Here is a 25,129-nt window from a genome sequence, read left to right as displayed (position 1 = left end):
TGCGACAATTCCAGCCTGAATAAACTATCATTCGTACGTAGCGGTGGGTAGCGGTTTACGGGCATCACCTTCATTTTGTGAAGTCTGTCGTAGCCTTCATCCACAGGTTCAGTGAAGAAATCAGTACGGTATTGAAAAGATGAGCGATTTCAAAGGTAACAAGCAGAACCTGCCCAGCCGGGCGTGCGCGCACTGCCAGCGGCCCATGACGTGGCGCAAAAAATGGGCGAAATGCTGGGATGATGTCAAATACTGTTCGGAGCGTTGTCGCAGGAGCCACCGTTGACCGAACTGCGCCTGATCCTGGGCGATCAGCTTAATCCGCACCACAGCTGGTTTGATGCCTGCAATCCGAACGTCATTTACGTGATGCTGGAGCTGCGGGCAGAAACCGCGTACGTGCTTCACCACGCTCAGAAAGTGATCGCCATTTTTGCCGCCATGCGCGCGTTTGCCTCTGCGTTAAAGGAGAAGGGGCATCGGGTGAGGTATGTCCGGCTTTCTGACGGCTCAAACCGCGGCGCGCTGGAAGACAATCTCAACGCGCTGGTCGCGCATTACGGCGCCGACAGGGTGATATGGCAGGAGCCCGACGAATGGCGCCTGGATACGCAGCTGCAGGCGTGGGCGAAAGCGGCGTCCGTCGAAACGGCCTGCGTCAGCAGCGAGCATTTCTTCACCACCCGTGGACAGGTGAGCGCGTTCTTTGCGACGCGCAAAAGCTGGCGAATGGAGTACTTTTACCGGGAAATGCGTCGTCAGCACGGCATACTGTTAACCACAGAAGGCGAGCCGGAAGGGGGAAAATGGAATTTTGATGCTGAAAACCGTAAGCGCTGGTCCGGCGAGCCGCCCGCGCCGGAAGACGCGCGTCCCAGCCACGATTATTCAGCCTTATGGGCGGAGATCCAACGCTGCGGCGTAAACACCTTCGGCGAACCGCAGGCCGGGAATTTTCGCTGGCCGCTCAACCGTTCGGAAGCCAAAGCAAGGCTGGATGAATTTATCGCTAACGTGCTCCCCCAGTTCGGCGCCTGGCAGGACGCGATGCACGCGGAGGAGCCTTTTCTTTTCCACTCGTTAATTTCATTCGCGCTGAATACCAAAATGCTTAATCCGCGGGAAGTGGTGGCTGCCGCCGAGCAGGCATGGCGTTCGGGCCATGCGCCGCTGCCAGCCGTTGAAGGGTTTATTCGACAAATTCTCGGCTGGCGGGAATACGTGCGCGGGATTTACTGGTCGCAGATGCCGGGCTATCGGGATCTGAATGCCTTAGACCAGCACGCCCCGCTGCCGGACTGGTTCTGGACCGGCAGGACGCAGATGCGCTGCCTGGCGCATGCCGTTGGACAGTCGCTCACCGAGGCTTACGCCCACCATATCCAGCGCCTGATGGTCATTGGGAACTTTAGCCTGCTCAGCGGCCTGTCGCCGCAGGCGGTTCATGAATGGTATCTGGGAGTCTATATTGATGCCTTTGAATGGGTGGAGCTGCCCAATACCCTCGGCATGAGCCAGTTTGGCGATGGCGGATTGCTGGCCAGTAAGCCCTACGTCTCGAGCGCGTCGTATATTCATAAGATGAGTAACTACTGTCAGGGGTGCCGGTATCAACACAGCCAGCGTACCGGAGAGCTGGCGTGCCCCTTCAATGCCCTTTACTGGGATTTCTTTGCTCGCAACCAGGCGCGTCTGGGTAACAATCCCCGCCTGGGCATTGTCTTTAAACAGCTTGCGGACATGAAGGAAGAGGAGCGGCAGGCCATTGCCGATCGCGCCGGGTATGTTCGCCTGCATCTCAACGAGCTCTGACGTATTTCAACACCGCGCCGGTTGCGGTGGGTCAATAAGACGCTATTATTTTTGACTTTGCTGCGTATTCCCCGACAGGACATCCAGACGCTATGCCCGTGAATTTTGACCTTAACGATCTTTATGCTTTCAGAGCGTTAGTGGAATACGGTAACTTCCGTGTCGCTGCTGAATCTATCTGCTTATCCCAGTCGGCGCTGAGCCGCAGGATTGAAAAGCTGGAAGCCGCGCTGGGAAACCGGCTGTTTGACCGTACCACCCGCCGCGTGGCCTTAACGTTATACGGGCAAAACTTTGCTGAACGCTCCGCGCAGCTGCTCGACAACGTTGAGTCAATGCTGGCGGATGTCGATAAGGTCAGCGAAGAGCGGACGGGGCTGATCACGGTTGCTACGGTCCCTTCCGCGGCCTGTTACTTTATGCCCGATGTGATCCGTCGCTTTCAGTCTCGCTATCCGCGCGTTCGCATTAAGCTCATCGACAGCAGCGCGGGGAATGTGATTGACGCCGTGGCCCGAAGCCAGGCGGATTTTGGCATCAGCTTCGCAGGAAACCTGCCGTCCGAAATCGAATTTTTCCCGCTGGTGGAGGATGTCTATGTTGCGGCGTGCCGAAAGGATCACCCGCTGGCGCAGAAGAGTCATCTGACGTGGCAGGCCTTTTACCAGCAGGATTATATCTCCCTCGATAAAACGTCAGGTAACCGTAACCTGCTCGATCGGATGCTGGGGGATATCGTTCCCGAACGCCCGAGCGTCTGCGAAACGCGTCACGTTACCACGATGCTCGGCATGGTAGAGGCGGGGATCGGCATTGCTGCCGTTCCTGCCATGTCGATGCCGACGTCAGAGCACACGCTGCTGACGCATCTGCCGCTGGTGGCGCCGGAAGTGAAACGCACCGTGGGGCTTATCCGGCGCCGGGGGCGTATCCAGTCCTACATTGCGGCTGAACTGGAAAAGCAGATCACCGAGCAGTATCGCCGGACGTAACGGGGATCATCCCCGTCTTCTGGATGACGGCCCTGGAGGGCGGTGAGGCGAGATAGGTCAGCAGCGCTTTCCCCTCCGCGGGATGTTCTGCGTGACGGGTGACCGCACCCGCGAAGCGCGTGATGTACTGCAGATTATCCGGGATTTTCCCGATAAAAGTGACGCCCTGAACCGGCAGCAGCTCGCTGACCTGCTGGAAACCGACGGCGTATTTTCCTTTCGCCACTTCTGAGGCGACCGGGATACGCTCAACCATTGTCGCTTTATCCGCCACTTCTTTTTCGATCCCCATTTTTTTGAACAACGTCTGGCTGACGTACCTGCCGCTGGCGCTGTCAGAGTAGGCGATGGAGCTGGCCTGCAGCAGCGCTTTACGCAGAGCCGCCTCGCTGCTGATATCAGGGACATCCGCCCCTTTTTTTACCACCATGCCAACGGGGGAGTCCGCGAGTTCCGTTCGCGAACCCGGCTGGGTCTGGCCGGTTTTTTCGAGCTTCTCCAGCGCATCGCCCACCATAATCACCACGTCGGCTTTCTCGCCGCGCGCCAGTCGGTTTGGGATCGCCTGCGGCGTAGCGCCCATTGAGGGGCCGGGGATAATCACGATTTTATCCCCGGTCCGACGTTCATAGTCCGGGGCCAGCTTTTCCAGGGCGGCTTTGAAGCCGCCTGAAATCATGACCTTTACGTCCTGAGCGCAGGCATTCACGCTCAGGAGCGCAAGCACCAGCGCGCTGGCGGTAAAGTGATAGGTGCGTTTCATACTGCCCCCTGTGACTTGACGGTGTTTTGCAGCGATACCGCGCGGCGGCGGTAGAGGTAGAGCGTGGCCAGCAGGGCACACACGGCAGCGAAACTCATCCAGTAGCCAGGCGAGGCTTTGTCACCGGTGTATTCGATCAGCGCGGTGGACATGACCGGGGTAAAGCCGCCGAAAACCGCCGTTGCCAGGCTGTAAGCCAGAGAGAACCCCGCCACGCGCACTTCAGCAGGCATAATCTCCGTCAGGGCCGGGATCATCGCGCCGTTATACAGGCCGTAGAGGAAGGAGAGCCACAGCAGCACGCTCAGCATCATGGAAAAGCTGGGCGCGCTCGCCAGCAGCGTCAGGGCAGGGTAGCTGGTCGCCAGCGCCAGCAGGGCCATGGCAATCAGCACCGGCTTGCGCCCGAAGCGATCCGACAGCGCGCCGCCCACCGGCAGCCAGATGAAGTTAGAAATCGCCACCAGCAGGGTGACCAGCAGGCTGTCCGAGGCGCTGAGCATCAGCACCTTTTTGCCAAAGGTGGGGGCGTAGACGGTGATCAGGTAGAACGCGGTGGTGGTCATCGCCACCATCAGCATGCCTGCGACCACCACCTGCCAGTTGCCAAGCAGCGTTTTAAAGACCTGGCGCATCTCGAGATGATGGCGGCGCGCGCTGAACTCTTCCGTCTCCTCCAGCTTGCGGCGCAGGAAAAAGATAAACGGCACGATTAAGCAGCCGAACAGGAACGGGATGCGCCAGCCCCATTCGCGAATGGCGCTCTCCTCCATCAGGGCATTCAGGGCAAAGCCCATCGCCGCGGCGACCATAATGGCGACCTGCTGGCTGCCGGACTGCCAGCTGGTGTAAAACCCTTTGCGGCCCGGCGTGGCGATTTCAGCCAGATAAACCGAGACGCCTCCAAGCTCCGCACCGGCGGAAAAGCCCTGCAGCAGACGGCCCGTCAGCACCAGCAGCGGCGCCCACAGACCGATGCTTTGATAAGAGGGGATAAGCACAATCAGGAACGTCCCCGCCGCCATGATGGAAAGCGTGACGATCAGCCCCTTTCTGCGACCTACCTTGTCGATATACGCGCCTAGCACAATGGCGCCTATTGGACGCATCAAAAAGCCCGCGCCGAAGACGGCGAAGGTCATCATCAGCGACGCAAATTCACTGCTCGCCGGGAAGAACGTGTGGGCGATGTAGGTGGCATAGAAGCCGAACAGAAAGAAATCGAACTGCTCAAGAAAGTTGCCGGACGTCACGCGGAGTATGGCGCCCGCTTTCGAGCGTACGGTTGCAGGTGAGGTTGAGGAAAACATGGTTATCTCCAGTTTATTGTTGACGTATTACGCGTCTGTTTTTGAAAACTGGATCAGGATGAGGAAATAGATAAGCGCAAATGCCGCATCGGCTGATGCACTTTTCGCATGAATAGCCTGCGCGGGATAAATACAATTAATGACAACAATAACTTAACAATTAATTGATTTTTTATTCACCACGTTTTGCTAAGTGGCTGATATCACGGTTTTGTGACATGACGCAGGCGCATGTCTTTCTGCGACTGCCGGGCAGCGTTGCGCCACCCGGACTGTCTCAACCTAGCGCTGTGAACAACCCGCGCACTGTTTGTTCTGGATCTGCTGGAAGAAATCGTTACCTTTGTCATCCACCAGGATAAACGCCGGGAAGTTCTCGACTTCAATTTTCCAGATGGCTTCCATTCCCAGCTCCGGATACGCGACGCATTCCAGGCTCTTAATGCTGTTTTGCGCCAATACCGCTGCCGGGCCGCCAATGCTGCCCAGGTAGAAACCGCCGTGCTTATGGCAGGCGTCCGTCACCTGCTGGCTGCGGTTGCCTTTCGCCAGCATGATCATGCTCGCGCCGTGGGATTGCAGTAAGTCCACATACGAGTCCATACGGCCCGCCGTGGTCGGGCCGAGCGAGCCAGACGCGTAGCCTTCCGGCGTTTTGGCCGGGCCTGCGTAGTAAATCGGATGATCTTTGACGTACTGCGGCAGTTCTTCACCGTTGTCGAGCAGCTCTTTCAGCTTCGCGTGGGCAATATCGCGCGCCACGATGATGGTCCCGTTCAGGGACAGGCGGGTAGAGACCGGGTGCGCGGAAAGCTGCGCCAGGATCTCATTCATCGGCTTGTCCAGATTGATGCTCACCACGTCGCCTTCGCCCTGCTGGCGCAGTGATTCAGGAATATACTGGCCCGGGTTGTGTTCCAGCTTCTCAATCCAGATCCCGTCGCGGTTGATTTTCGCTTTGATGTTGCGGTCTGCGGAGCAGGAGACGCCCATGCCGATTGGGCAGGAGGCGCCGTGGCGCGGCAGGCGGATCACGCGGATATCGTGGGCGAAGTATTTACCGCCGAACTGCGCGCCGAGGCCGAGGTTCTGCGCTTCCTGGAGCAGTTCCTGTTCGAGCTGAACGTCGCGGAACGCCTGGCCGTGTTCATTACCTTCCGTCGGCAGCGCGTCGTAGTAGCGCGTGGAAGCGAGCTTCACGGTTTTCAGCGTGGCTTCCGCTGACGTACCGCCAATCACAAATGCGATATGGTAAGGCGGGCAGGCCGCAGTGCCCAGAGTGCGCATCTTCTCAACCAGGTAGTTTTTCAGCTTCGCCGGGGTGATCAGCGCTTTGGTTTCCTGATAGAGGTAGGTTTTGTTGGCAGAACCGCCGCCTTTTGCCATGCACAGGAATTTGTATTCGTCCCCGTCCACGCTGTAGAGATCGATCTGCGCGGGCAGGTTGGTGCCGGTATTCACCTCTTTATACATGTCCAGCGCCGCATTCTGCGAATAGCGCAGGTTATCTTCAATGTAGGTGTTATACACGCCCTGGCTCAGCGCCGCTTCGTCACCGCCGCCGGTCCAGACGCGCTGGCCTTTTTTACCCATGATGATCGCGGTGCCGGTATCCTGACAGGTTGGCAGCACGCCTTTGGCCGCGATTTCAGAGTTACGCAGGAACTGCAGGGCAACGTATTTGTCGTTCTGGCTGGCTTCCGGGTCGTTCAGGATCGCGGCAACCTGCTTCTGATGGGAAGGACGCAGCATAAACGCGGCATCGTGGAAGGCCTGCTGCGCCAGCAGGGTCAGGGCTTCCGGCTCCACTTTCAGCACTTCCTGACCGTCGAATTCGGCAACGGAAACGTGCTCTTTGGTCAGCAGGTAGTATTCGGTGTCGTCATGGGAAAGAGGGAAGGGGTTCTGGTAGATAAAGGGTTTGTTTGACATAGCGTATTGCTCCACAAAAATAAAACCGCCGGAGGAGAAGTCCGGCGGTCAGGAATCAGAACATCATGGACATCCACGGATAGCCAATCAGCAGCAGGGCCGCCAGGAAGATGGCACCGAAGATGGTGCCGAGGCGCCAGTAGTCTTTGGTTGGCAGGTAGCCGCTACCGTAGTAAATCGGGCTTGGGCCAGTACCGTACGGGGTGATAATCCCCATCACGCCCAGCGAGGTCACCATCAGCAGAACGAACACTTCCATATTCATGCCCGGAATGGTGGAGGCGATGGTCAGCATCGCCGGCAGCAGCGCCGTGGTGTGCGCGGTGGTGCTGGCAAACAGGTAGTGCAGCAGGTAGAACGCCAGCAGCAGGACGATGGTCGCTACGCCCGGAGAGATACCGCTCATCAGCAGGCCGCCTTCTTTACCTAACCAGCTGATAAAGCCGGTGGAGGAGAGGCCATCCGCCAGTGCCACCAGGGTGGCGAACCAGACGAAGGTGTTCCATGCGGCCTTGTTACCGGTGATATCGTTCCACTCCAGCACGCCGGTCCACAGCATCAGACCGACGATGAGCAGGGCCGCCATGGCAGGCTCAATCCACGCGGCGGCGAAGATCCACATCAGCAGCGCACAGCACACGAACACCAGCAGCAAAATTTCGTTGCGGGACAGTTTGCCGAGTTTTTCCAGCTCGCGGGTCGCCCACAGCGGCACTTCGTTATTCACTTTGACTTCAGGTGGGTAGAACCAGTAGGCCAGCAGCGGCATGGTCAGAATCAGCAGGATACCCAGCGGCAGGAAGGCGAGGAACCAGGTGCCCCAGGAGATATCAATCCCAACCGTACTTTTCACCAGCGCCAGGGCCAGCAGGTTTGGCGCGAGGGCGGAGAGGAACATTGAGCTGGTGATACAGGCCGCGGTGATCGCCACCCACATCAGGTACGAACCAATCTTACGCGCGCTTGGGTCGTTGGGTTTTGAACCGTACAGCGGCGGCAGGTTAGCGATAATCGGGTAGATGGTCCCGCCGCTGCGCGCGGTGTTGGACGGGGTGAACGGTGCCAGCAGCAGGTCCGCAAACGTAATGGCGTAACCGAGCGTCAGGCTGCGACGGCCGAGGTACTTCACCAGAATCAGCGCCAGACGGCGGCCGAAGCGGGTTTTGTCATAGCCAGCGGCGAACATAAAGGCACCGAAAATCAGCCAGACGGTAGAGTTACCAAACCCGCTCACCGCCCACTTAAAGGAGGCGCCCGCCAGCTTGAATTTCGGGTCAGCCAGCTGATCGGGGCTGAACAGCACCCACTGGCTGCACAGGGCAATGGCGACCACGCCGGTCAGGCCGATCACCGCACCCGGCAGCGGTTCGAAGATCAGACCGACGATCACGCCGACAAAAATGGCGAAGTAGTGCCATGCGTAAGGCGGCAAGCCTTCAGGAACGGGAACAAACAGCAGCAGTACGGCGACGATGACGGGTAGCGCCATCATCAGCAATCGTTTTGCGTTTCCATTTGATGCCTGGTTCGCCACAGGGGGCGTTACAGCAGTTTTTGTATTCATAGTTTCACGTCTTAAGTTGTCAAAAATTCGGTCGCACTGAAAAAACACTTTCTTAAGTTTCTTTGCTTTTATTAGTTATTAAAGGTGCTTTCGTGTTTTTTCAGTAATAGCGATTTAACGCGTTTTTGTGTGCGCTAAATTAAAAAATGATGATGTTTTTATATTGCGCTTTTGAATGCCATAACTATTGATCGCGATCAAAAAAATAGAATTGCAGCGTTATTTTTATGCTTTTATTAATAACCACTCTGGCGTATGTGGTTATTGCCTGTTTTTCGCGTATTTTTTATCATTTTTTTAACAGGTTAGATTTTGGTGTGTTTGTAGTGTGTTGTTTTTATTCATTATTTGTTCGCTTTGGTGAATTGGTTTTACCATTAATCATTTAACGAATTTTAAATTATTGTGAATGGCTGAATTACAATCGCTAACACCAATGTGTTATTTGTGTTATCGAAGGGATTAAATAGTTTTTTAACTAACGTAATAACTTTAGAAACTAAAAAAATCATTATATTAATATCATGACATCGGCAAATAACGACGAAATAAAAAATCAATCCGATAACGAATTCTTAATTTTTAAAAGTTTGGAGTTTCTATTATGAGCACTAACGAACGCATTCTTAGCCCCTTCACATTACCGAATGGTACTGAACTGAAAAACCGTTTGTTAATGGCCCCTATGACAACCTGTACCGGCTATTTTGACGGCACCGTCACCAGCGAGCTGGTGGAGTACTATCGGGCCCGTTCCGGCAGCATTGGCACCATCATTGTGGAGTGTTGCTTCGTCGACGATCTCGGTCTCGCCTTCCCGGGGGCCATCGGTATTGATAATGATGAGAAAATTGCCGGGCTGGCGAAAATCGCGGAGGCCATTAAATCCAAAGGTTCTAAGGCGCTGCTGCAGATCTACCACGGCGGCCGCATGGTCGACCCAAAACTGATTGGTGGCCGTACCCCGGTTGGCCCGAGCGCCGTAGCCGCGCCGCGTGAAGGTGCCGCAACGCCGGTTGCTCTGACCGCTGAAGAAGTGGAAGGCATGATCGGCAAGTTTGGTGAGGCGGTGCGTCGAGCCATCCAGGCCGGTTTCGACGGTGTGGAAATCCACGGGGCGAACACCTATCTGATTCAGCAGTTCTACTCACCGAATTCAAACCAGCGCGATGACGAGTGGGGCGGCAGCCGCGATAACCGCGCGAAGTTCCCGCTGGCCGTGCTGGACATTACCCACAAAATGGTGCGCCAGTACGCGGACGACGCGTTTATTATTGGCTACCGCTTCTCCCCTGAAGAGATGGAAGTCCCGGGCATCCGCTTTGACGACACCATGTACCTGCTGGAAAAACTGGCGGCGCGCGGCGTGGACTATCTGCACTTCTCCGTCGGCGCGACCCTGCGTCCTTCTATTGTCGACACCCAGGATCCCACCCCGCTTATCGAAAAATACTGCGCGATGCGTTCTGAAACGCTGGCGCAGGTTCCGGTCATGGGCGTGGGCGGCGTGGTGAATGCTTCTGATGTGAATGAAGCGCTGGACCACGGTTACGACCTGATTGCCGTGGGTCGTGCGACCATCGCGTACCCTGACTGGACCGATCGCATTGCAGCGGGCGAAAGCCTTGAGCTGTTTATGGACAGCACCCAGCGCGAGGCGCTGAACATTCCTGAACCGCTGTGGCGCTTCTCGCTGGTAGAAGCGATGATCCGCGACATGAGCATGGGCGAATCCAAATTCAAACCGGGTACCTTTGCTGAGAAAGTGCAGGATGACGCTAACGAGCTGGTGATTAACGTCAGCCTGGAGACCGACCGCATTGCGGACATCGAACTGGCCTCCGGCCCGAGCGAAGACGTTGAGTTTGTGACCAGCTTTGAAGAGATCCGTACCCGCATACTGGATGCCAACACCCCGCACGTGGATGCCATCACCGGCGCAACCAGCCAGAGCGAGGCGGTGAAGAAAGCGGTCTCGAAAGCGATGCTGAAATCCAGCAAAGCGCTGGCCGCGGAAGAGGGCGTTGACCCGAACGAAACCCGCAGCGTGGACGTGGTCGTTGTCGGGAGCGGCGGCGCCGGTCTGGCGGCGGCGATCCAGGCTCACGACGAAGGCGCGAGCGTGCTGATTGTCGAGAAAATGCCGACCATCGGCGGGAACACCATTAAAGCCTCTGCCGGTATGAACGCCGCCGAAACCCGCTTCCAGCGCGTGAAGGGCATTCAGGACAGCAAAGAGCTGTTCTATCAGGAAAGCCTGAAAGGCGGCGGCAACAAGAACAACCCGGAACTGCTGCGTCGCTTCGTCGAAAACGCGCCGCAGGCAATTGAGTGGCTGGCCACGCGCGGCATCATGCTGAACGACATCACCACCACCGGAGGGATGAGCATCGACCGTACTCACCGTCCAAAAGACGGTTCAGCAGTAGGCGGCTATCTGATCAGCGGCCTGGTGCGTAACGTCAACAAACGCAACATCGAGGTGATGCTGGATACCTCCGTCAGCGACATCATCTTCGAGAACGGCGAAGTGACCGGCGTACGTCTGACCACCGAAGAGAACGAAACCGTCACCGTGGCAACCAAAAGCGTGATTGTCGCCACCGGCGGCTTCAGCGCCAACAGCCAGATGGTGGTGAAATACCGTCCGGATCTGGAAGGGTTCGTCACCACCAACCACACAGGGGCAACCGGCGGCGGCATCGCGCTGCTGGAGCGCATCGGGGCGGGTACCGTGGATATGGGCGAAATTCAAATTCACCCAACCGTTGAGCAGAAAACTTCGTACCTGATTTCCGAATCCATTCGCGGCGGCGGGGCGATTCTGGTCAATCAGAAAGGGGAGCGCTTCTATAACGAAATGTCGACCCGCGATAAGGTCTCGGCGTCAATCATCGCGCTGCCGGAGAAATACGCATACATCGTCTTTGACGAGCACGTACGTGCCAAAAACAAAGCCGCGGATGAGTACATCGCCAAAGGTTTCGTGACCAGCGCCAGCTCGCCAAAAGCCCTGGCGGAAGCGCTCGGTATGGATCACCACGCTTTCCTGGCGACCCTGGAACGCTACAACGGTTTCGTTGAGAAACAGCACGATGACGATTTTGGTCGTACCACCGCGCTGCGCGCGCCAATCAACGAAGGGCCTTTCTACGCCATTCAGATTGCGCCGGGCGTGCACCACACCATGGGCGGCGTGACCATCAACACCGAAACCTGCGTGCTGGACAGCAACCACAACGTGCTGCCAGGCGCGTTTGCGGCCGGTGAAGTGGTTGGCGGGATCCACGGTGCTAACCGTATCGGCGGTAACGCAGTGGCAGATATCATTATTTTTGGTACGCTTGCAGGACATCAGGCGGCTATGCGTTCGAAAAAGCAGTAAGACCCCTGTGTTGTAGGCCGGATACGCCCAGCGCTATCCGGCATTTTCCCCGGCGGCACGGTGCCTGCCGGGGCTACATCTGAGGACTCCAGCCATGCCTGATAGCCATCGCGTTTACAGCTACTCCGCCGTCCTGATGGGCTCGCCCATTCTCCTGAAACTCTTCTCCCACGACGAAGCCCTCGCGTCCCGCGTGTTTCGCCTGATCAAACAGTACGAAAATCTGCTTACGGTTAACCGCGCGCACTCGCAGGTGATGGACATTAACCATGCTGCGGGCCAGCATCCGGTCACCGTCAGCCGGCCGGTGTTTGAGCTGATCCGCTGTGCCAAAGCGGCAAGCCTGTTCAGGGACAGCGCCTTTAACCTGGCGATAGGTCCGCTGGTGAAGCGCTGGAAAATTGGTTTTCAGGGCGACAGCGTTCCGCCTGCAGATGAAATCGTGTCGCTGCTGGCGATTACCCGTCCTGAAGATGTCCTCCTTGAGGAGGCCAGCAGCAGCGTGTTTCTGACCAAAGCGGGGATGGAGATCGATCTTGGGGCTATCGCCAAAGGCTATATCGCCGACAGGGTGCGTGATTACCTGCATAAAGAGGGCGCCGAGCTGGGGCTTATCAACCTCGGTGGAAACATTCAGACGTTAGGCTCACCGGAAGGGGGCTGGAGCGTGGGGCTGAAAAAACCGTTCGCCGGTGATGCGCTGATCGGCACGATGACCGTAGAGAACCTCTCCGTCGTGACGTCGGGAACCTACGAGCGCTACTTTGAGCAAAACGGCAAGCGCTATCACCATATTCTCGATCCGCGCACAGGGTATCCGCTGGACAACGAGCTGGACAGCGTAACGATTGTTTCGAAGGACTCCATCGACGGCGATATCTGGACCACGCTGATGTACGGCATGGGGGTAGAGAAGGGCTGTGCTGTGCTGCGCTCTCGCCCCGATATTGAAGCGATTTTTGTGACCAAAACAAAAGAAGTGGTGTTCTCTTCAGCACACCACTTCCGTTTTACGCTGCTGGATAACGACTACCGCGTTACTGACAGTATTGCTTGAGCAGGCCGGTCTGCTCCGGCTGGAGACGGTAGCGATACACCGGACGCCCGGTGGCACCGTAGTGAATGCTGGTGAACAGAATGTTGATTTGCGCGAGCCAAATCAGGTATTTGCGACAGGACACGCGGGAAATATTGACGGCGTTTGCCAGGTCATCGGTAGAAAATTCCGTCTCCGGGTGAGCGTCAATCCACTGGCAAATCGTGCGCAGCGTTTGCGGCGTTAACCCCTTCGGCAGCTTTTTGCTGTCCGCCAGTTCCGGCGCCCCGCCGTGGATCAGCCGGTCGACGTCGGCCTGCTCATAATACTGGTGCGAACCCATCAGGCTATGCTTTGCCTTCCAGCCGTTCAGCGCCTCTTCAAAGCGCGGGAACTGGAACGGCTTGATCAGATAATCCACCACGCCGTAATGAATGGAGGTCTGGATCGTGGCGGCGTCGGCAGCCGACGAGATCATAATCACATCGATTGGGCGACCGGACGCGCGAATCACGGGCAGCAGATCCAGCCCGTTATCCTGCTGCATATAGACATCCAGCAGCACCAGATCGACAGGCTGCCCGGGGTTATTAATGATGGCCTCGGCCTGGTTTAGCGTGGAGGCGACGCCGCAGCAGCTAAAACCTTCAACACGGTTGACATACAGACGGTTGAGGTCGGCTACCATGGCGTCATCATCGACAATTAATACATTTATCACGCGATATTCCTCTCGCTATCCCAGGGGATGTGAACAAAAAATTGGGTAAATACGCCTGGCTCAGACTCGACGGTGATATCGCCGCCGAGGTTCTGGATTTGCTGGCGAGCAAGGAACAGCCCAACGCCACGGTTTTCACCTTTTGTTGAGAAGCCCTTTGTAAAAATAGCCTCCAGCTGAGCGGGATCAATGCCGGGGCCATCGTCGCTGACTTCGCAGCTGAGCCAGCCGTTCTGATAATGCAGCAGCAGGCCGATCTCACCTTCCTGCTGTCCTTCCATCGCGTCGAGCGCGTTTTCAATGAGGTTACCCAGCACGGTGATCAGCACCGCGACCTGCTCTTCGCTCGCGGTATCCGGTATCTGGCATTCATCCGCCAGCGTCAGGGTGACGCCCGCTTCTTTCGCCCGATTGATTTTACCCAGCAGGAACCCGGCAATGACCGGGGATTTTACCTTGCTCTGTATCGTACCGATATCCGTCTGGTAATTATGTGCCGTCTGGATGATGTACTCTTCCAGCTTGTCGTAGCGCTTCATGTGCAGCAGGCCCAGGATCACATGCAGTTTATTCATAAACTCGTGCGTATGGCTGCGCAGGGCGTCGACGTAGTTAACCATGCCATCAATACGCTGCATCAGCTGGCTGATTTCCGTTTTATCACGGAAGGTGGTAATGGCGCCGATCACCCGATCCTGGCTTTTAACGGGCACCATGTTGCAGAGCAATAGACGCCCGTTACAGCTGATCTCCTGATCCTGACGCGCGACGCCCGTCTTTGAAACTTCGCGCAGGCTGGCCAGCAGGGGCGCGCTGGCGTTTTCGGTCTGCTTGCCGGATGGGAGAAGCAATATTTCTCTGGCGGTCTGGTTGATCATCGTCACGCGCCCGTGAATATCGACGGCCAGTACCCCCTCGCGAAGCGACTGCAGCATTGCCTGACGCTGTTCGAACAAGGCGGAAATTTCGTAAGGTTCGAGCCCGAACAGGATGCGTTTCAGTACCCGCACCAGACCCCAAATCGCCATCGAGCTCATAAAAATACTGAACAAAATGGTCCAGACGGCGTTTAGCCGCCCGCGGGCAATCTGATCTTCCACTTTTTTGAGGGAGATACCGACCACCACCACGCCGATCTGGTCGTGCTGGCTGTCGTAAACGGGAGTGAAGACGCGAAGCGCTTCCGCGAGGGCGCCACGGTTTACGGAGACATTCTCTTTACCTTCCAGCGCAGGCTCCAGGTCGTTACCAATAAAGTGCAGGCCGATGAGGGCTTCGTTCGGGTGCGAGTAGCGAATCCCCCGCATGTCGGTCACCACGGTGAGCAGCAGATCGTTGCGTTGGGTGACGGCTTTGGCGATGGGCTGAATGATATCCGCCTGCGGTGGCTGCATCAGGCCGCGCTGGATCTCCGGGCTGTTGGCCAGCGTTCTGGCGATACCCAGAGCCGTATCTTTAACATCATCGCGGGTCGCCCGGGTGATTTGCACGGAGTAGAGCGCAAAAACCACCAGCAGCACAGAGGCAATAATCGCGCATACCATCAGCGTGACCAGGGTGTTCAGCTTCATGGGGCGCTTGCGCGTCGTAAGGAAAGGCTGCAAATCGCTCATCAACACTCCGCGATAATTAAGAAGGGGTAATTATCGCCGATGACGCGCTTTTCTTAAAGCCATGTAAAGGCGTGGATTTGGTCCTCTTTTCGTGACCCTCCTCGCAGGTCATCTATATAAAACACTTTATAGTGTGTGGGTACTCATAATAAGGAGGCTGTTTATGAGCGTTATGCTTACCGGTTCGGTCAAGGAAAGACGGCACGCCAGCACGATGAATATTGATAGATTGTCCACGCTGGACATGCTGAAAGTCATTCACCAGGATGATGCACTCATTTCTGCTGCGATTACCCCCTGTTTAGATACAATTGCCCGCGTGGTCGACAACGCTGCCGCGACGATCAGCCACGGCGGTCGCCTGATCGTTGTTGGCGCGGGGCCGTCGGGGCGCATTGCGCAACAGGTTGCCGATGAATATGCGCCGGGCAAAACCCCTGTGATGGCCGTTACGGCACAAGAAGGGGAAGGGAGCTACGAGCGCGGCGTTGCCGATCTGCAGGCCATCAAGTTTGGTGAACGCGATATGATGCTGGCCGTGACCGTCAGCGGAAAAACGCCGTGGGTCTGGGGGGCAATGCGCCATGCGTGGTCGCTGGGTTCACCGGTCGCCATTGTTACCGGTGATGCGCAAAGCGAAGCCGCGCAGCTGGCAAGCATGGTTATCGCTCCGGAGCTGGGGGCCGACGTCGTCGCAGGCTATATCAACACCAAAGCGGGGATCGCGCAAAAAATGATCCTCTCGATGATCGCTACCGGGCTGGCCGTCCGAACCGGACGGGTTTACAGCAACCTGCGCGTGGATCTTGAGGCAAGCACGACCAAATGGACTGAACGGCAAATCGCCATTGTGATGGAAGCGGGGGGATGCAGCCGGATGGAGGCAAAAACCGCGCTGGAGAGCTGTAACCATAACTGTAAAACGGCGGTATTGATGGTGCTGACAGGGCTGGATGCGTGGAAGGCCCATGAGCTGCTGGCGCAGAATAACGGTTTTATCCGCGTGGCGCTGCAGGAAGCACCGTAGTAGAGATAGTGAAGAAATAAAAAAGGCCGCAATTGCGGCCTTTGGTATTTTGGGGGATTAGAACTGGTAGGTCATGCCTACGCCAACGATGTCATCAGTTGAGATGCCATTGGCTTCGTAGAAGCTTTCATCGTTGTCCAGCAGGTTGATTTTATAATCAACGTAAGTCGAGAAGTTTTTGTTGAAGCTGTAGGTCATACCGACATCGACATAGTTCACCAGATCCTGATCAACATAGTCGTAAGTATTACCTGGGTTGTAATCATTGCCGCCAATGTCTTTACCTTTGGAGTAAACCCATGCCAGAGACGGACGCAGGCCGAAGTCGAACTGGTACTGCGCGACGGCTTCAAAGTTCTGAGTCTGGTTGGCGATACCAAAATTACCATACGGCGTCATGTTGCGGGTTTCCGCATACATCATGGCCAGGTAAACACCCTGCGCATCATATTTTGCGCCAATGGTCCAGGCTTCAGCGCGTTCGCCACCTGCATATGGGCTGTAGCGGTTGTAGTTACCTGCACCGTATGCAACCTGTTTGTTCGTGCGGTCGGAAGATGAATATGCCGCACCCAGGCTCAGACCGAAGTCAAAATCATAGGTGGTAGACATACCGAAGCCGTCGCCGTTCTGGAAACGAACATCATCATGGCCGTTTTTCGTGCCTTCCTGATCTTCTGTTGCATCCTGGCCTTCATTCGCACCCTGATACTGCAGCGCGAAATTCAACCCCTCAACCAGACCGAAGAAATCCTGGTTACGATAGGTTGCCAGACCGTTAGCACGACCGTTCATAAAGTTATCGGTCCAGGTGTAAGAGTCACCGCCAAATACAGGCAGCATATCGGTCCAGGCTTCAACGTCGTACACGACGCCGTAATTACGGCCATAATCAAATGAACCGTATTCGCCATATTTCAGACCAGCATATGCCAGGCGGTTAAATGATTTGTCACCCGCGCCTTCGGTATCGTTAGCGAAGGTTTTGTATTCCCACTGACCGTAGCCGATCAGGTCGTTAGCGATCTGGGTTTCGCCTTTGAAACCAATCTGTACATAGGTTTCGTCGCCGTCGTCGCCAGCGTTGTCAGAGAAGGTGTGGCGCGCATCGACTTTGCCGTACAGGTCAACTTTGTTGCCGTTTTTGTTGTACATTTCAGCCGCATTGGCTGCGCCTGCCATTAATAACGCGGGTACCACAATTGCCAAAACTTTTCTTTTCATTATATATTCCCTTCAGTCATAATTTATATGAATATATGTAATCACCCTCCGCAATTACAGGCTTGATACTATTCCAGGAAGTGTAATTTAGTTTCAAAAATAAATGTAATTAAATCCTATGAAATATTGCCAAATATTTCTAGTAATCTCTTTATTTTTCTGGTGAATTAATTCATTGAATTTATACGGTGTAATTATTATTAAGTATTTCGTGGTTCTATTTTTAGATTGATTTAATTCGGCTATGTTATAATTGATTCTCTTTTAAACAACAGGATATGACGATGGAACTTGCCCGGTGGCAGCAGCGATTTGAGCGCTGGCTTGAGGAAAACTACAGCACCGACGATACCGCACATGATATTTCGCATTTTCGTCGGGTCTGGATGACGGCGCAAAAAATTATGGCTGACCAGGCGGTGGAGCCGCTGGTGATCCTGACCGCATGCTATTTCCACGATATTGTCAGCCTGCCGAAAAACCATCCCGAACGCAGCCAGTCGTCACGGCTCGCCGCACTTAAAACGTGTGACATTCTGCGCCGCGACTTCCCTGAGTTTCCGCCAGAGCACGCAGCCGCCGTCGCGCACGCGATTGAGGCGCACAGCTTCAGCGCCGGGATTGCGCCGCAGAGCATGGAAGCCAAAATCGTGCAGGACGCTGACCGGCTGGAAGCGTTAGGCGCTATCGGCCTGGCGCGGGTTTTTGCCGTCTCGGGCGCGCTGGGCGTGCCGCTTTTTGATGCAGACGATCCCTTCGCTGATGCGCGTATCCTTGACGACCGTGCGTTTGCCCTCGACCATTTTCAGACCAAGCTGCTGCGATTGCCTGATACAATGCAAACGGAAATGGGCCGCGAGCTGGCTCGCCACAATGCCGATTTCCTGATCCAGTTTATGGCGAAACTCAGTGCCGAATTACACGGCGACTGCATCGGGCTGGATAGCCAGGTGTTGAGCCGCTTCCGTCGCAGTTTGCGCAACTGAACTGTGGTAATCTGTTCCCAGTCTTTACTCTCCGGTTAAAAGAATGCAGGAAAATCGATCAGTGACAGAGCCCGCGCCAGAGCAGGCTGAGAAATCAACGGCAACGGTGCAGGCGTTGCTGCGCCAGCTGTTGGATATCTATGATGCTAAAACGCTGGCCAATCTGCTGGTGGCGCACGGCGAGAGCCACTGGAGCCCGGCGATCCTTAAGCGTCTTCTGACCAGCGAACGCGCAGGGCGTCGCCTGAGCGAAGGCGAGTTTCGTTATCTGCAAAACCTGCTTCCGCGTCCTCCTGCCGCGCATCCGAACTATGCCTTCCGCTTTATCGATCTGTTCGCCGGTATCGGCGGTATCCGACACGGTTTTGAAGCTATCGGCGGACAGTGCGTGTTTACCAGCGAGTGGAACAAACATGCCGTCCGGACCTATAAGGCCAACTGGTACTGCGATCCGAACGAGCACCATTTCAACGCGGACATCCGCGATGTCACCCTGAGCCATAAAAGCGGCGTGAGCGATGAACAGGCCGCCGAGCACATTCGACAGACGATCCCGGCGCATGACGTGCTGCTGGCCGGCTTCCCGTGTCAGCCCTTCTCGCTGGCCGGTGTCTCCAAAAAGAATGCCCTTGGACGCGCCCACGGCTTCGCCTGCGATACCCAGGGAACGCTGTTTTTTGATGTGGCGCGCATCATTGACGCCTGCCGCCCGGCCATCTTTGTGCTGGAAAACGTCAAAAATCTAAAGAGCCACGACGGCGGAAAAACCTTCCGCATTATCATGCAGACCCTGGACGAGCTGGGGTATGACGTGGCTGATTCACAGGATATGGGCGCGGACGATCCCAAAATCATTGATGGAAAACATTTTCTGCCCCAGCATCGCGAACGTATCGTGATGGTGGGGTTCCGCCGCGATCTCAATCTCAAGGGGGATTTTACCCTTCGGGATATCCCGTCTCTGTATCCCGAGCGGCGTCCTACCGTTGCCGACCTGCTGGAACCTGTCGTTGACGCGAAATTTATTCTTACCCCGGTGCTGTGGAAATACCTCTACCGCTATGCCAAGAAGCATCAGGCGAAGGGCAACGGCTTCGGTTTTGGGATGGTAAACCCCAACGATCCGCACAGCGTGACCCGTACGCTGTCCGCTCGCTACTATAAGGATGGGGCAGAGATCCTGATCGACAGAGGCTGGGACAAGGCGCTGGGTGAAAAAGATTTCGACGATCCGCACAACCAGCGTCACCGTCCGCGACGCTTAACGCCGCGGGAATGCGCCCGGTTGATGGGATTTGAAACCCCGCAGGGTTACCGCTTCCGCATTCCGGTTTCGGATACCCAGGCCTACCGCCAGTTTGGTAACTCGGTGGTGGTTCCCGCGTTCGCGGCCGTGGCAAAACTGCTGGCCTCACGCATCAGACAGGCGGTGGCGCTCCGTCAGGGTGAGGCCGTCAATGACGGATGTTCACGATAAGGCCACGCGCAGCAAAAATATGCGCGCCATCGGCACCCGTGACACCGCCATCGAAAAGCGCCTGGCCGGGCTGCTGACGCAGGCGGGGTTTGATTTCCGCGTGCAGGATCCCGCGCTTGCGGGGCGTCCGGATTTCGTCATCGACGCCTGGCAGTGCATCATCTTTACCCACGGCTGTTTCTGGCATCACCACGACTGCTACCTGTTTAAAGTCCCCGCGACGCGCACCGATTTCTGGCTGGATAAAATTGGCAAGAACGTCGAGCGTGACAGCCGGGATCTCACCGCGCTGATTGCGCAGGGCTGGCGGGTACTGATCGTCTGGGAGTGTGCGCTGAGAGGCCGATTAAAGCTGAACGATACCGATCTGAGCGAACGGCTGGAAGAGTGGATCTGCGGCGGCGGCCAGACCGCGCAGATCGACACGCAGGGTATTCACCTGCTTAAGGTTTCTCCACCTCGCAAGGCGTGACCACCGGTTTTGCGGGCAGTAAATATTTGCCCAGGGTGACCAGCACGACGGCAAACACGATGATCCCAAGAGCAATCCATTCCACAGGTGAGAGCGTTTCTCCCCCCAGTCCTGTTCCGAGCAGCACGGCCACGACCGGGTTGACGTAGGCGTAGCTGGTGGCGACAGCCGGAGAGACATTGCGGATCAGGAACATATAGGCGTTAATGGCGATGATAGAACCAAACAGCGCCAGGTAGCCTACCGCCAGAAAGCCCGACAGCGGCGGCAGGGTCGTCAGCTTTTCTCCCGTCAGCGTGGAGGCGAGCAGCAGTACAATCCCTGCGGCGAGCATCTCAATCGCGCCCGCCATCATGCCGGTCGGCAGTTCGATACGCGAACCGTAGACGGAGCCAAACGCCCAGCTCATCGAGCCAATCAGAATGATGATTGCGCCCCACGGATTCCCGCTCAGGTTACCGCCGCTGTTCAGCAGAATGATGCCGGCAAGGCCAATACCAATCCCCAGCCATTCCAGCTTGCGGGTGCGGATACCAAAAAGGCGGCTAAAGCAAAGGGTAAACAGCGGTACGGTGGCAACGACCACTGCGGCGATCCCGGACGGTACGTTCTGGTGTTCGGCAATCGTTACAAAGCCATTTCCCACCGCCAGCAGCAGCAGGCCGATCAGGGCGGCATTCAGCAGCGGGCGCAGCGGGGGAAGCTTATGCCCGCGCAGGAGCAGGAAGGCCAGCAGCAGGATGCCCGCCGAGAGGAAGCGAATGCCCGCCATCATTAGCGGCGGCCAGCTTTCCACGCCGATGCGAATGACAAAGTAGGTTGAGCCCCAGATGATGTACAGCGAAAAGAGTGCCCCGATGAGCGGTAGCAATTGCCGGAAACGCATAATCCCTCACGACGAAATAAAAAGGTCGCTGATAGTAAACGCGAAAACTATCGCGCTGGCGAGCCCTTTAATTGTGTGGCAGATGTGAATTTTTTGTTGACGCGAGGTGGGTGTTTCCGGGTTTGCGCTTTTGCTCCATACTATTCACTTAATTACCAAAAAATGAAGGGTTACGATTTTGGCAGGAAGTAGCTTATTAACATTGCTGGATGATATTGCCACCTTACTGGACGACATTTCAGTGATGGGGAAACTGGCGGCGAAGAAAACCGCAGGCGTGCTGGGCGATGATTTATCGCTTAACGCCCAGCAGGTGAGTGGGGTGAGGGCTAACCGTGAACTGCCGGTGGTGTGGGGCGTGGCGAAAGGCTCCTTCCTGAACAAGGTGATTCTGGTGCCGCTGGCGCTGCTGATCAGCGCGTTTATTCCCTGGGCCATCACGCCGCTGCTGATGATTGGCGGGGCGTTTCTCTGCTTCGAGGGTGTGGAGAAGGTGCTGCACTCCTTTAGCGCGCGCAAGCAGAGCGATACGCCGGAGGTGCGCCAGCAGCGTCTTGAAGCGCTGGCCGCGCAGGATCCGAAAACCTTCGAGCGCGATAAGGTCAAAGGCGCTATTCGGACCGACTTTATCCTGTCTGCGGAGATTGTCGCCATCACGCTGGGCATCGTGTCTGACGCGCCGCTCCTGAATCAGGTCCTGATCCTCTCCGGCATCGCGATTCTGGTCACCGTGGGCGTGTACGGCCTGGTGGGACTGATCGTCAAGCTGGACGATATTGGCTACTGGCTGGAAGAGAAAACGAGCGCGGTGGCAAGAGGCATCGGCAAAAGCCTGCTGGTGCTGGCCCCGTGGCTGATGAAGAGTTTGTCGGTGGTAGGCACGCTGGCGATGTTTCTCGTGGGCGGCGGGATCGTGGTTCACGGTATCGCGCCGCTGCACCATGCTATCGAACATTTCTCCGCGGCGCAGGGGGCTCTTGTCGCCGCAATTCTGCCCACGCTGCTGAATCTGGTGCTGGGCTTTATCATTGGCGCTATCGTGGTTGCGGTGGTGAAGCTGGTTGAAAAAATACGCGGCACGTCGCACTAATTGTTACCCGCTGTGGGATGCAAAAAGACCATTCCTCGTCTAAATTGAAACAGTTTCACCCTGATACAGGAGGCAGGTATGGTCTTTTTGGTCAGTGATGAAGTTAAGCCTAAGAAGGGCGGCCCACGTATGATTGTGACCGGCTATTCCAGCGGAATGGTGGAATGCCGGTGGCACGATGGCTATGGCATCAAGCGGGAAGCATTTCGTGAAGATGAGCTTCAGCCGGGGGACGGGCAGCACCAGCGGGACAAGGCTTAATCACATAACGCCCGGCTTTGCCGGGCGTTTTTATCTCAAGTACCGGGTGAAAGCAGCGATCAGGGAGTGTGTGTGCAGCGCGATACCTTTGTTGTAAGACAATCTTTTTTGCAGTGGCTGCATAAGCGTAGCAATCCGGGGTTGATTGTTAATCTCTGTTTTCTGGTGGTTCTGGTATTTTCCACTCTACTGACCTGGCGTGAAGTGGTGGTACTGGAAGAGGCCTACATCTCCAGCCAGCGCAATCATCTGGATACGGTGGCCAGTTCTCTGGACCGGCAGCTGCAGAACAGCGTGGACAGGATGCTGTTTTTCCGTCAGGGCATGCATGATGCGATCGAGACGCCGCTGGCCTTTGAAGTCTTACAGGATGCGGTATCACGCTTTAATACCGTCCGCATGCTTCCAACCTGGCAGATTGCCGTTGATAAAAAGCGCACGCTTCCCATAAACGGGGTCTCGGATGTGTTCGTGGATAAAACCACGCTTCTGAATCGGGACGCTGAGCGCATCAGTCATGAAATTTCTGCCGCGCTCGAAGTGGGGTATCTTCTCAGGCTGGCGTCGTCGAGAGCACAAACGGAAGCGCGGGTGATCTACGTCTCTCGTGCCGGTTTTTTCCTTTCCACGGATACGCCGGACCAGGCGGGGGATATTACCTCCCGCTATTACCATCTGGTCACGCAGCCCTGGTTTACCCAGCAGTCAGAGCGGAACAATCGCGCTCGCGCGGTGCGCTGGTTTATCTCTACCCCGTCATCCTGGACCAATGATGAACGTACGATCACCGCCAGCGTTCCCATCTATTTCGATCATTACTGGTATGGCGTCGTGGCGATGGATTTTACGCTTAGCACGATGCAGCGCCTGCTGGCCGATGCGACGGAAGACCGAACGGAAGGGGAGTATCAGCTGTACGATACCCGGCTCAATATGATTGCCACCTCTGCCCGTACGGGAAACGTGGTTAACCATTTTGACGAACGTGAAACGGCGCAGATTGCGCAGGCGATTGAGCACGCTACCGGCGGCGGGATCCGCCTCGGAAGCCGTTTTGTCAGCTGGGAACGGCTCGATCACTTCGACGGCGTCGTCCTGCGGATCCACACCCTGCACGAAGGGGTACAGGACGACTTCGGCAGCATCAGCATCGTGCTGGCGCTACTGTGGGCGCTCTTTACCGCCATGCTATTGATCTCGTGGCTGGTGATCCGCCGCATGGTGAGTAACATGTACACGCTTCAGCACTCGCTCCAGTGGCAGGCCTGGCATGATCCGCTTACGCGGCTGAATAATCGCGGCGCGCTGTTCGACCGGGCAAAATTGCTGGCGGAAACCTGTCGCCAGCAGTCGCTGCCGTTCTCTGTGATTCAGATCGATCTCGACTGTTTTAAAAACATCAACGACCGCTTCGGCCATCAGGCCGGGGATAAAGTGCTCTCCCACACGGCAGGACTGATTGCCAGCGCGCTACGCAAGAATGATGTGGCAGGGCGCGTAGGCGGGGAAGAATTTTGCATCGTCCTGCCGGGGATCGGTCTGGAGGAGGCGAGAAGCGTCGCGGACCGTATACGTTGCCGGATCAACAGTAAGGAGATCCTGGTGAAGAAGAGCACGACCCTGCGCGTCAGCGCGTCGCTGGGGGTCAGCAGCGCGGATGAAGCGGGTAACTACGAGTTTGAACAGCTGCAGTCCGTGGCGGACGCCCGGCTGTATCAGGCCAAACAGAGCGGGCGTAACCGTGTCGTCTGGCGGGATCAGGACAGGAAGTGATCCAGCCCCTCCTGCCAGCCCGCCGGGCCGGGCTGCCGGGTGTGATAAACCCGGGCGGGATTATCGTCCCGTAGCGTGATGCCCTGGCGGTTAATGCCCTTAATCACCACCGCGAAGTCAACGCTGTCGAGCAGCGGCGCATCATTGGGACCGTCGCCGAGCCCCAGCGTGGTGGGTTCAATCTCTTCCTGCTCGCGGTATTGCTCAATCAGCCAGTTCACCGCAACGTCTTTGCCGCAGCGGGCGTCCAGAACATGCCAGAAGCGCGCGCCCTGCAGGCATTTCAGGCCGACATTCGCCAGTTCCTCTTCAAACTGGACCAGTTTCTCGTCAGTATCCCGCCAGATGAGCGTGACGGACGCTTCATGCTTGCGGGCAAGCGCCGAACGGTAGCGCGTCAGTCCGGTCCACTCGCTGATAACATGATCATCCACATCGTCAAAAGTGGTGAATTTATAGCCCGTCTGCAGACGGATTTGCTCGATTCGCGGGCGAATATCCCGGTGCGTCATCCCCCTGATCTGGCGCTGAACCTTATTCCAGCGCACGTCAGGCTGAATCACCGCGCCGTTCTCGGCAATAAAAGGCAAGCCTTCAAGCCCCAGATCCAGCTGGAGATCGAGCATCTCTGCCGCGGTCTTGCTGCTGCAAAGAATGACCGGAACCTGATTATCCAGCAGCCTGTCCAGCCAGGGCATGGCGGGTTGCCACTCATAGGTGTGAATATCCAGCAGTGAACCATCCAGGTCAGAGAAAATCAGCAATGTATCCTGCAGTGAAGGCATAGCGACTCCTGGTAACAGAT

Annotated in this window: 21 protein-coding genes; 12 read left to right on the top strand and 9 right to left on the bottom strand. The window is 56.4% G+C overall.

The features are described from left to right. The first annotated feature begins 139 nt into the window (after nt 1-139). From F0320_RS13760 to F0320_RS13750, 3 genes are all read left to right on the top strand, one after another. Complete coding sequence (locus F0320_RS13760; RefSeq protein ID WP_126330254.1) at nt 140-286, top strand: DUF2256 domain-containing protein; 147 nt, start codon at nt 140-142, stop codon at nt 284-286. Further along, nucleotides 283-1,812, top strand: a complete 1,530-nt coding sequence (locus F0320_RS13755) for a cryptochrome/photolyase family protein (RefSeq protein ID WP_126330252.1) — start codon at nt 283-285, stop codon at nt 1,810-1,812. The genes F0320_RS13760 and F0320_RS13755 overlap by 4 nt, the downstream gene beginning before the upstream one ends. A gap of 92 nt (nt 1,813-1,904) precedes the next feature. Then, nucleotides 1,905-2,804, top strand: a complete 900-nt coding sequence (locus F0320_RS13750) for a LysR family transcriptional regulator (protein ID WP_047652402.1) — start codon at nt 1,905-1,907, stop codon at nt 2,802-2,804. Here the strand turns inward: F0320_RS13750 and F0320_RS13745 are convergent. From F0320_RS13745 to F0320_RS13730, 4 genes are all read right to left on the bottom strand, one after another. Further along, nucleotides 2,779-3,567, bottom strand: coding sequence for a substrate-binding domain-containing protein (locus tag F0320_RS13745; RefSeq protein WP_149323933.1), 789 nt, complete (start codon nt 3,565-3,567; stop codon nt 2,779-2,781). The two genes, F0320_RS13750 and F0320_RS13745, sit on opposite strands and share 26 nt — an antisense overlap. Continuing rightward, nucleotides 3,564-4,877, bottom strand: a complete 1,314-nt coding sequence (locus F0320_RS13740; protein ID WP_023336204.1) for an MFS transporter — start codon at nt 4,875-4,877, stop codon at nt 3,564-3,566. Before F0320_RS13740 ends, F0320_RS13745 begins: the two co-directional genes overlap by 4 nt. A gap of 282 nt (nt 4,878-5,159) precedes the next feature. Next, nucleotides 5,160-6,809, bottom strand: coding sequence for a class I fumarate hydratase FumA (gene fumA, locus F0320_RS13735; protein WP_126330248.1), 1,650 nt, complete (start codon nt 6,807-6,809; stop codon nt 5,160-5,162). Between the two features lie 55 nt (nt 6,810-6,864). Beyond that, a complete protein-coding gene (locus F0320_RS13730) occupies nt 6,865-8,373 on the bottom strand; it encodes an anion permease (protein WP_023312327.1) in 1,509 nt (502 codons plus the stop codon). A 604-nt stretch (nt 8,374-8,977) separates the two neighbouring features. Between F0320_RS13730 and F0320_RS13725 the strand changes: the two genes are divergently transcribed. Further along, entirely contained in the window at nt 8,978-11,758 is a 2,781-nt protein-coding gene (locus F0320_RS13725; RefSeq protein ID WP_126330246.1) for a flavocytochrome c, read from the top strand. Nucleotides 11,759-11,852: 94 nt separating this feature from the next. Further along, on the top strand, nt 11,853-12,815 hold the full coding sequence (locus F0320_RS13720) for an FAD:protein FMN transferase (RefSeq protein WP_149323932.1): 963 nt from the start codon (nt 11,853-11,855) through the stop codon (nt 12,813-12,815). Here F0320_RS13720 and dcuR read toward each other — a convergent pair. Both dcuR and F0320_RS13710 read right to left on the bottom strand, forming a co-directional pair. Continuing rightward, on the bottom strand, nt 12,796-13,515 hold the full coding sequence (gene dcuR, locus F0320_RS13715) for a two-component system response regulator DcuR (protein ID WP_032658686.1): 720 nt from the start codon (nt 13,513-13,515) through the stop codon (nt 12,796-12,798). The two genes, F0320_RS13720 and dcuR, sit on opposite strands and share 20 nt — an antisense overlap. Beyond that, entirely contained in the window at nt 13,512-15,128 is a 1,617-nt protein-coding gene (locus tag F0320_RS13710; protein ID WP_029742130.1) for a sensor histidine kinase, read from the bottom strand. The genes dcuR and F0320_RS13710 overlap by 4 nt, the downstream gene beginning before the upstream one ends. Nucleotides 15,129-15,291: 163 nt before the next feature. Here F0320_RS13710 and F0320_RS13705 point away from each other — a divergent pair, with 163 nt between their 5' ends. Then, the gene (locus F0320_RS13705) at nt 15,292-16,155 is read left to right on the top strand and encodes an N-acetylmuramic acid 6-phosphate etherase (protein WP_126330242.1); all 864 of its coding nucleotides are present in this window, start codon (nt 15,292-15,294) and stop codon (nt 16,153-16,155) included. Between the two features lie 57 nt (nt 16,156-16,212). Here F0320_RS13705 and ompC read toward each other — a convergent pair whose 3' ends face one another. Further along, nucleotides 16,213-17,379 (bottom strand): porin OmpC, encoded by a 1,167-nt coding sequence (ompC, locus tag F0320_RS13700; protein ID WP_126330240.1) that lies wholly within the window; start codon nt 17,377-17,379, stop codon nt 16,213-16,215. Between the two features lie 284 nt (nt 17,380-17,663). Between ompC and F0320_RS13695 the strand changes: the two genes are divergently transcribed. From F0320_RS13695 to F0320_RS13685, 3 genes are all read left to right on the top strand, one after another. Further along, on the top strand, nt 17,664-18,365 hold the full coding sequence (locus tag F0320_RS13695; RefSeq protein ID WP_126330238.1) for a phosphohydrolase: 702 nt from the start codon (nt 17,664-17,666) through the stop codon (nt 18,363-18,365). A 61-nt stretch (nt 18,366-18,426) separates the two neighbouring features. Continuing rightward, nucleotides 18,427-19,842 carry a DNA cytosine methyltransferase gene (locus F0320_RS13690; protein WP_126330236.1) on the top strand — a complete coding sequence of 472 codons (1,416 nt, stop codon included), beginning with the start codon at nt 18,427-18,429 and terminating at the stop codon, nt 19,840-19,842. After that, nucleotides 19,823-20,314 carry a very short patch repair endonuclease gene (locus F0320_RS13685; RefSeq protein WP_126330234.1) on the top strand — a complete coding sequence of 164 codons (492 nt, stop codon included), beginning with the start codon at nt 19,823-19,825 and terminating at the stop codon, nt 20,312-20,314. Before F0320_RS13690 ends, F0320_RS13685 begins: the two co-directional genes overlap by 20 nt. On the opposite strand, the gene yedA is transcribed toward F0320_RS13685, so the two are convergent. Further along, nucleotides 20,286-21,200: a drug/metabolite exporter YedA gene (gene yedA / locus F0320_RS13680; RefSeq protein ID WP_047652390.1), complete on the bottom strand. Its 915-nt coding sequence runs from the start codon at nt 21,198-21,200 to the stop codon at nt 20,286-20,288. The two genes, F0320_RS13685 and yedA, sit on opposite strands and share 29 nt — an antisense overlap. A gap of 178 nt (nt 21,201-21,378) precedes the next feature. Here yedA and F0320_RS13675 point away from each other — a divergent pair, with 178 nt between their 5' ends. The 3 genes from F0320_RS13675 to dgcQ all read left to right on the top strand — a co-directional run bounded on the left by F0320_RS13675 (nt 21,379) and on the right by dgcQ (nt 24,324). Continuing rightward, nucleotides 21,379-22,290, top strand: coding sequence for a DUF808 domain-containing protein (locus F0320_RS13675; protein ID WP_126330232.1), 912 nt, complete (start codon nt 21,379-21,381; stop codon nt 22,288-22,290). A gap of 78 nt (nt 22,291-22,368) precedes the next feature. Then, complete coding sequence (locus F0320_RS13670) at nt 22,369-22,551, top strand: YodC family protein (RefSeq protein WP_023312315.1); 183 nt, start codon at nt 22,369-22,371, stop codon at nt 22,549-22,551. A gap of 72 nt (nt 22,552-22,623) precedes the next feature. Beyond that, entirely contained in the window at nt 22,624-24,324 is a 1,701-nt protein-coding gene (gene dgcQ, locus F0320_RS13665; RefSeq protein ID WP_047652388.1) for a cellulose biosynthesis regulator diguanylate cyclase DgcQ, read from the top strand. Here dgcQ and F0320_RS13660 read toward each other — a convergent pair. Next, nucleotides 24,309-25,109, bottom strand: coding sequence for a mannosyl-3-phosphoglycerate phosphatase-related protein (locus F0320_RS13660; protein WP_126330230.1), 801 nt, complete (start codon nt 25,107-25,109; stop codon nt 24,309-24,311). The genes dgcQ and F0320_RS13660 overlap by 16 nt on opposite strands. Nucleotides 25,110-25,129: the final 20 nt, after the last annotated feature.

Origin of the sequence: Enterobacter dykesii (assembly GCF_008364625.2) — a bacterium.
Classification (GTDB): domain Bacteria; phylum Pseudomonadota; class Gammaproteobacteria; order Enterobacterales; family Enterobacteriaceae; genus Enterobacter; species Enterobacter dykesii.
Note: the sequence above shows the minus strand (reverse complement) of the source record. Positions and strands in the feature narration are given on the sequence as shown.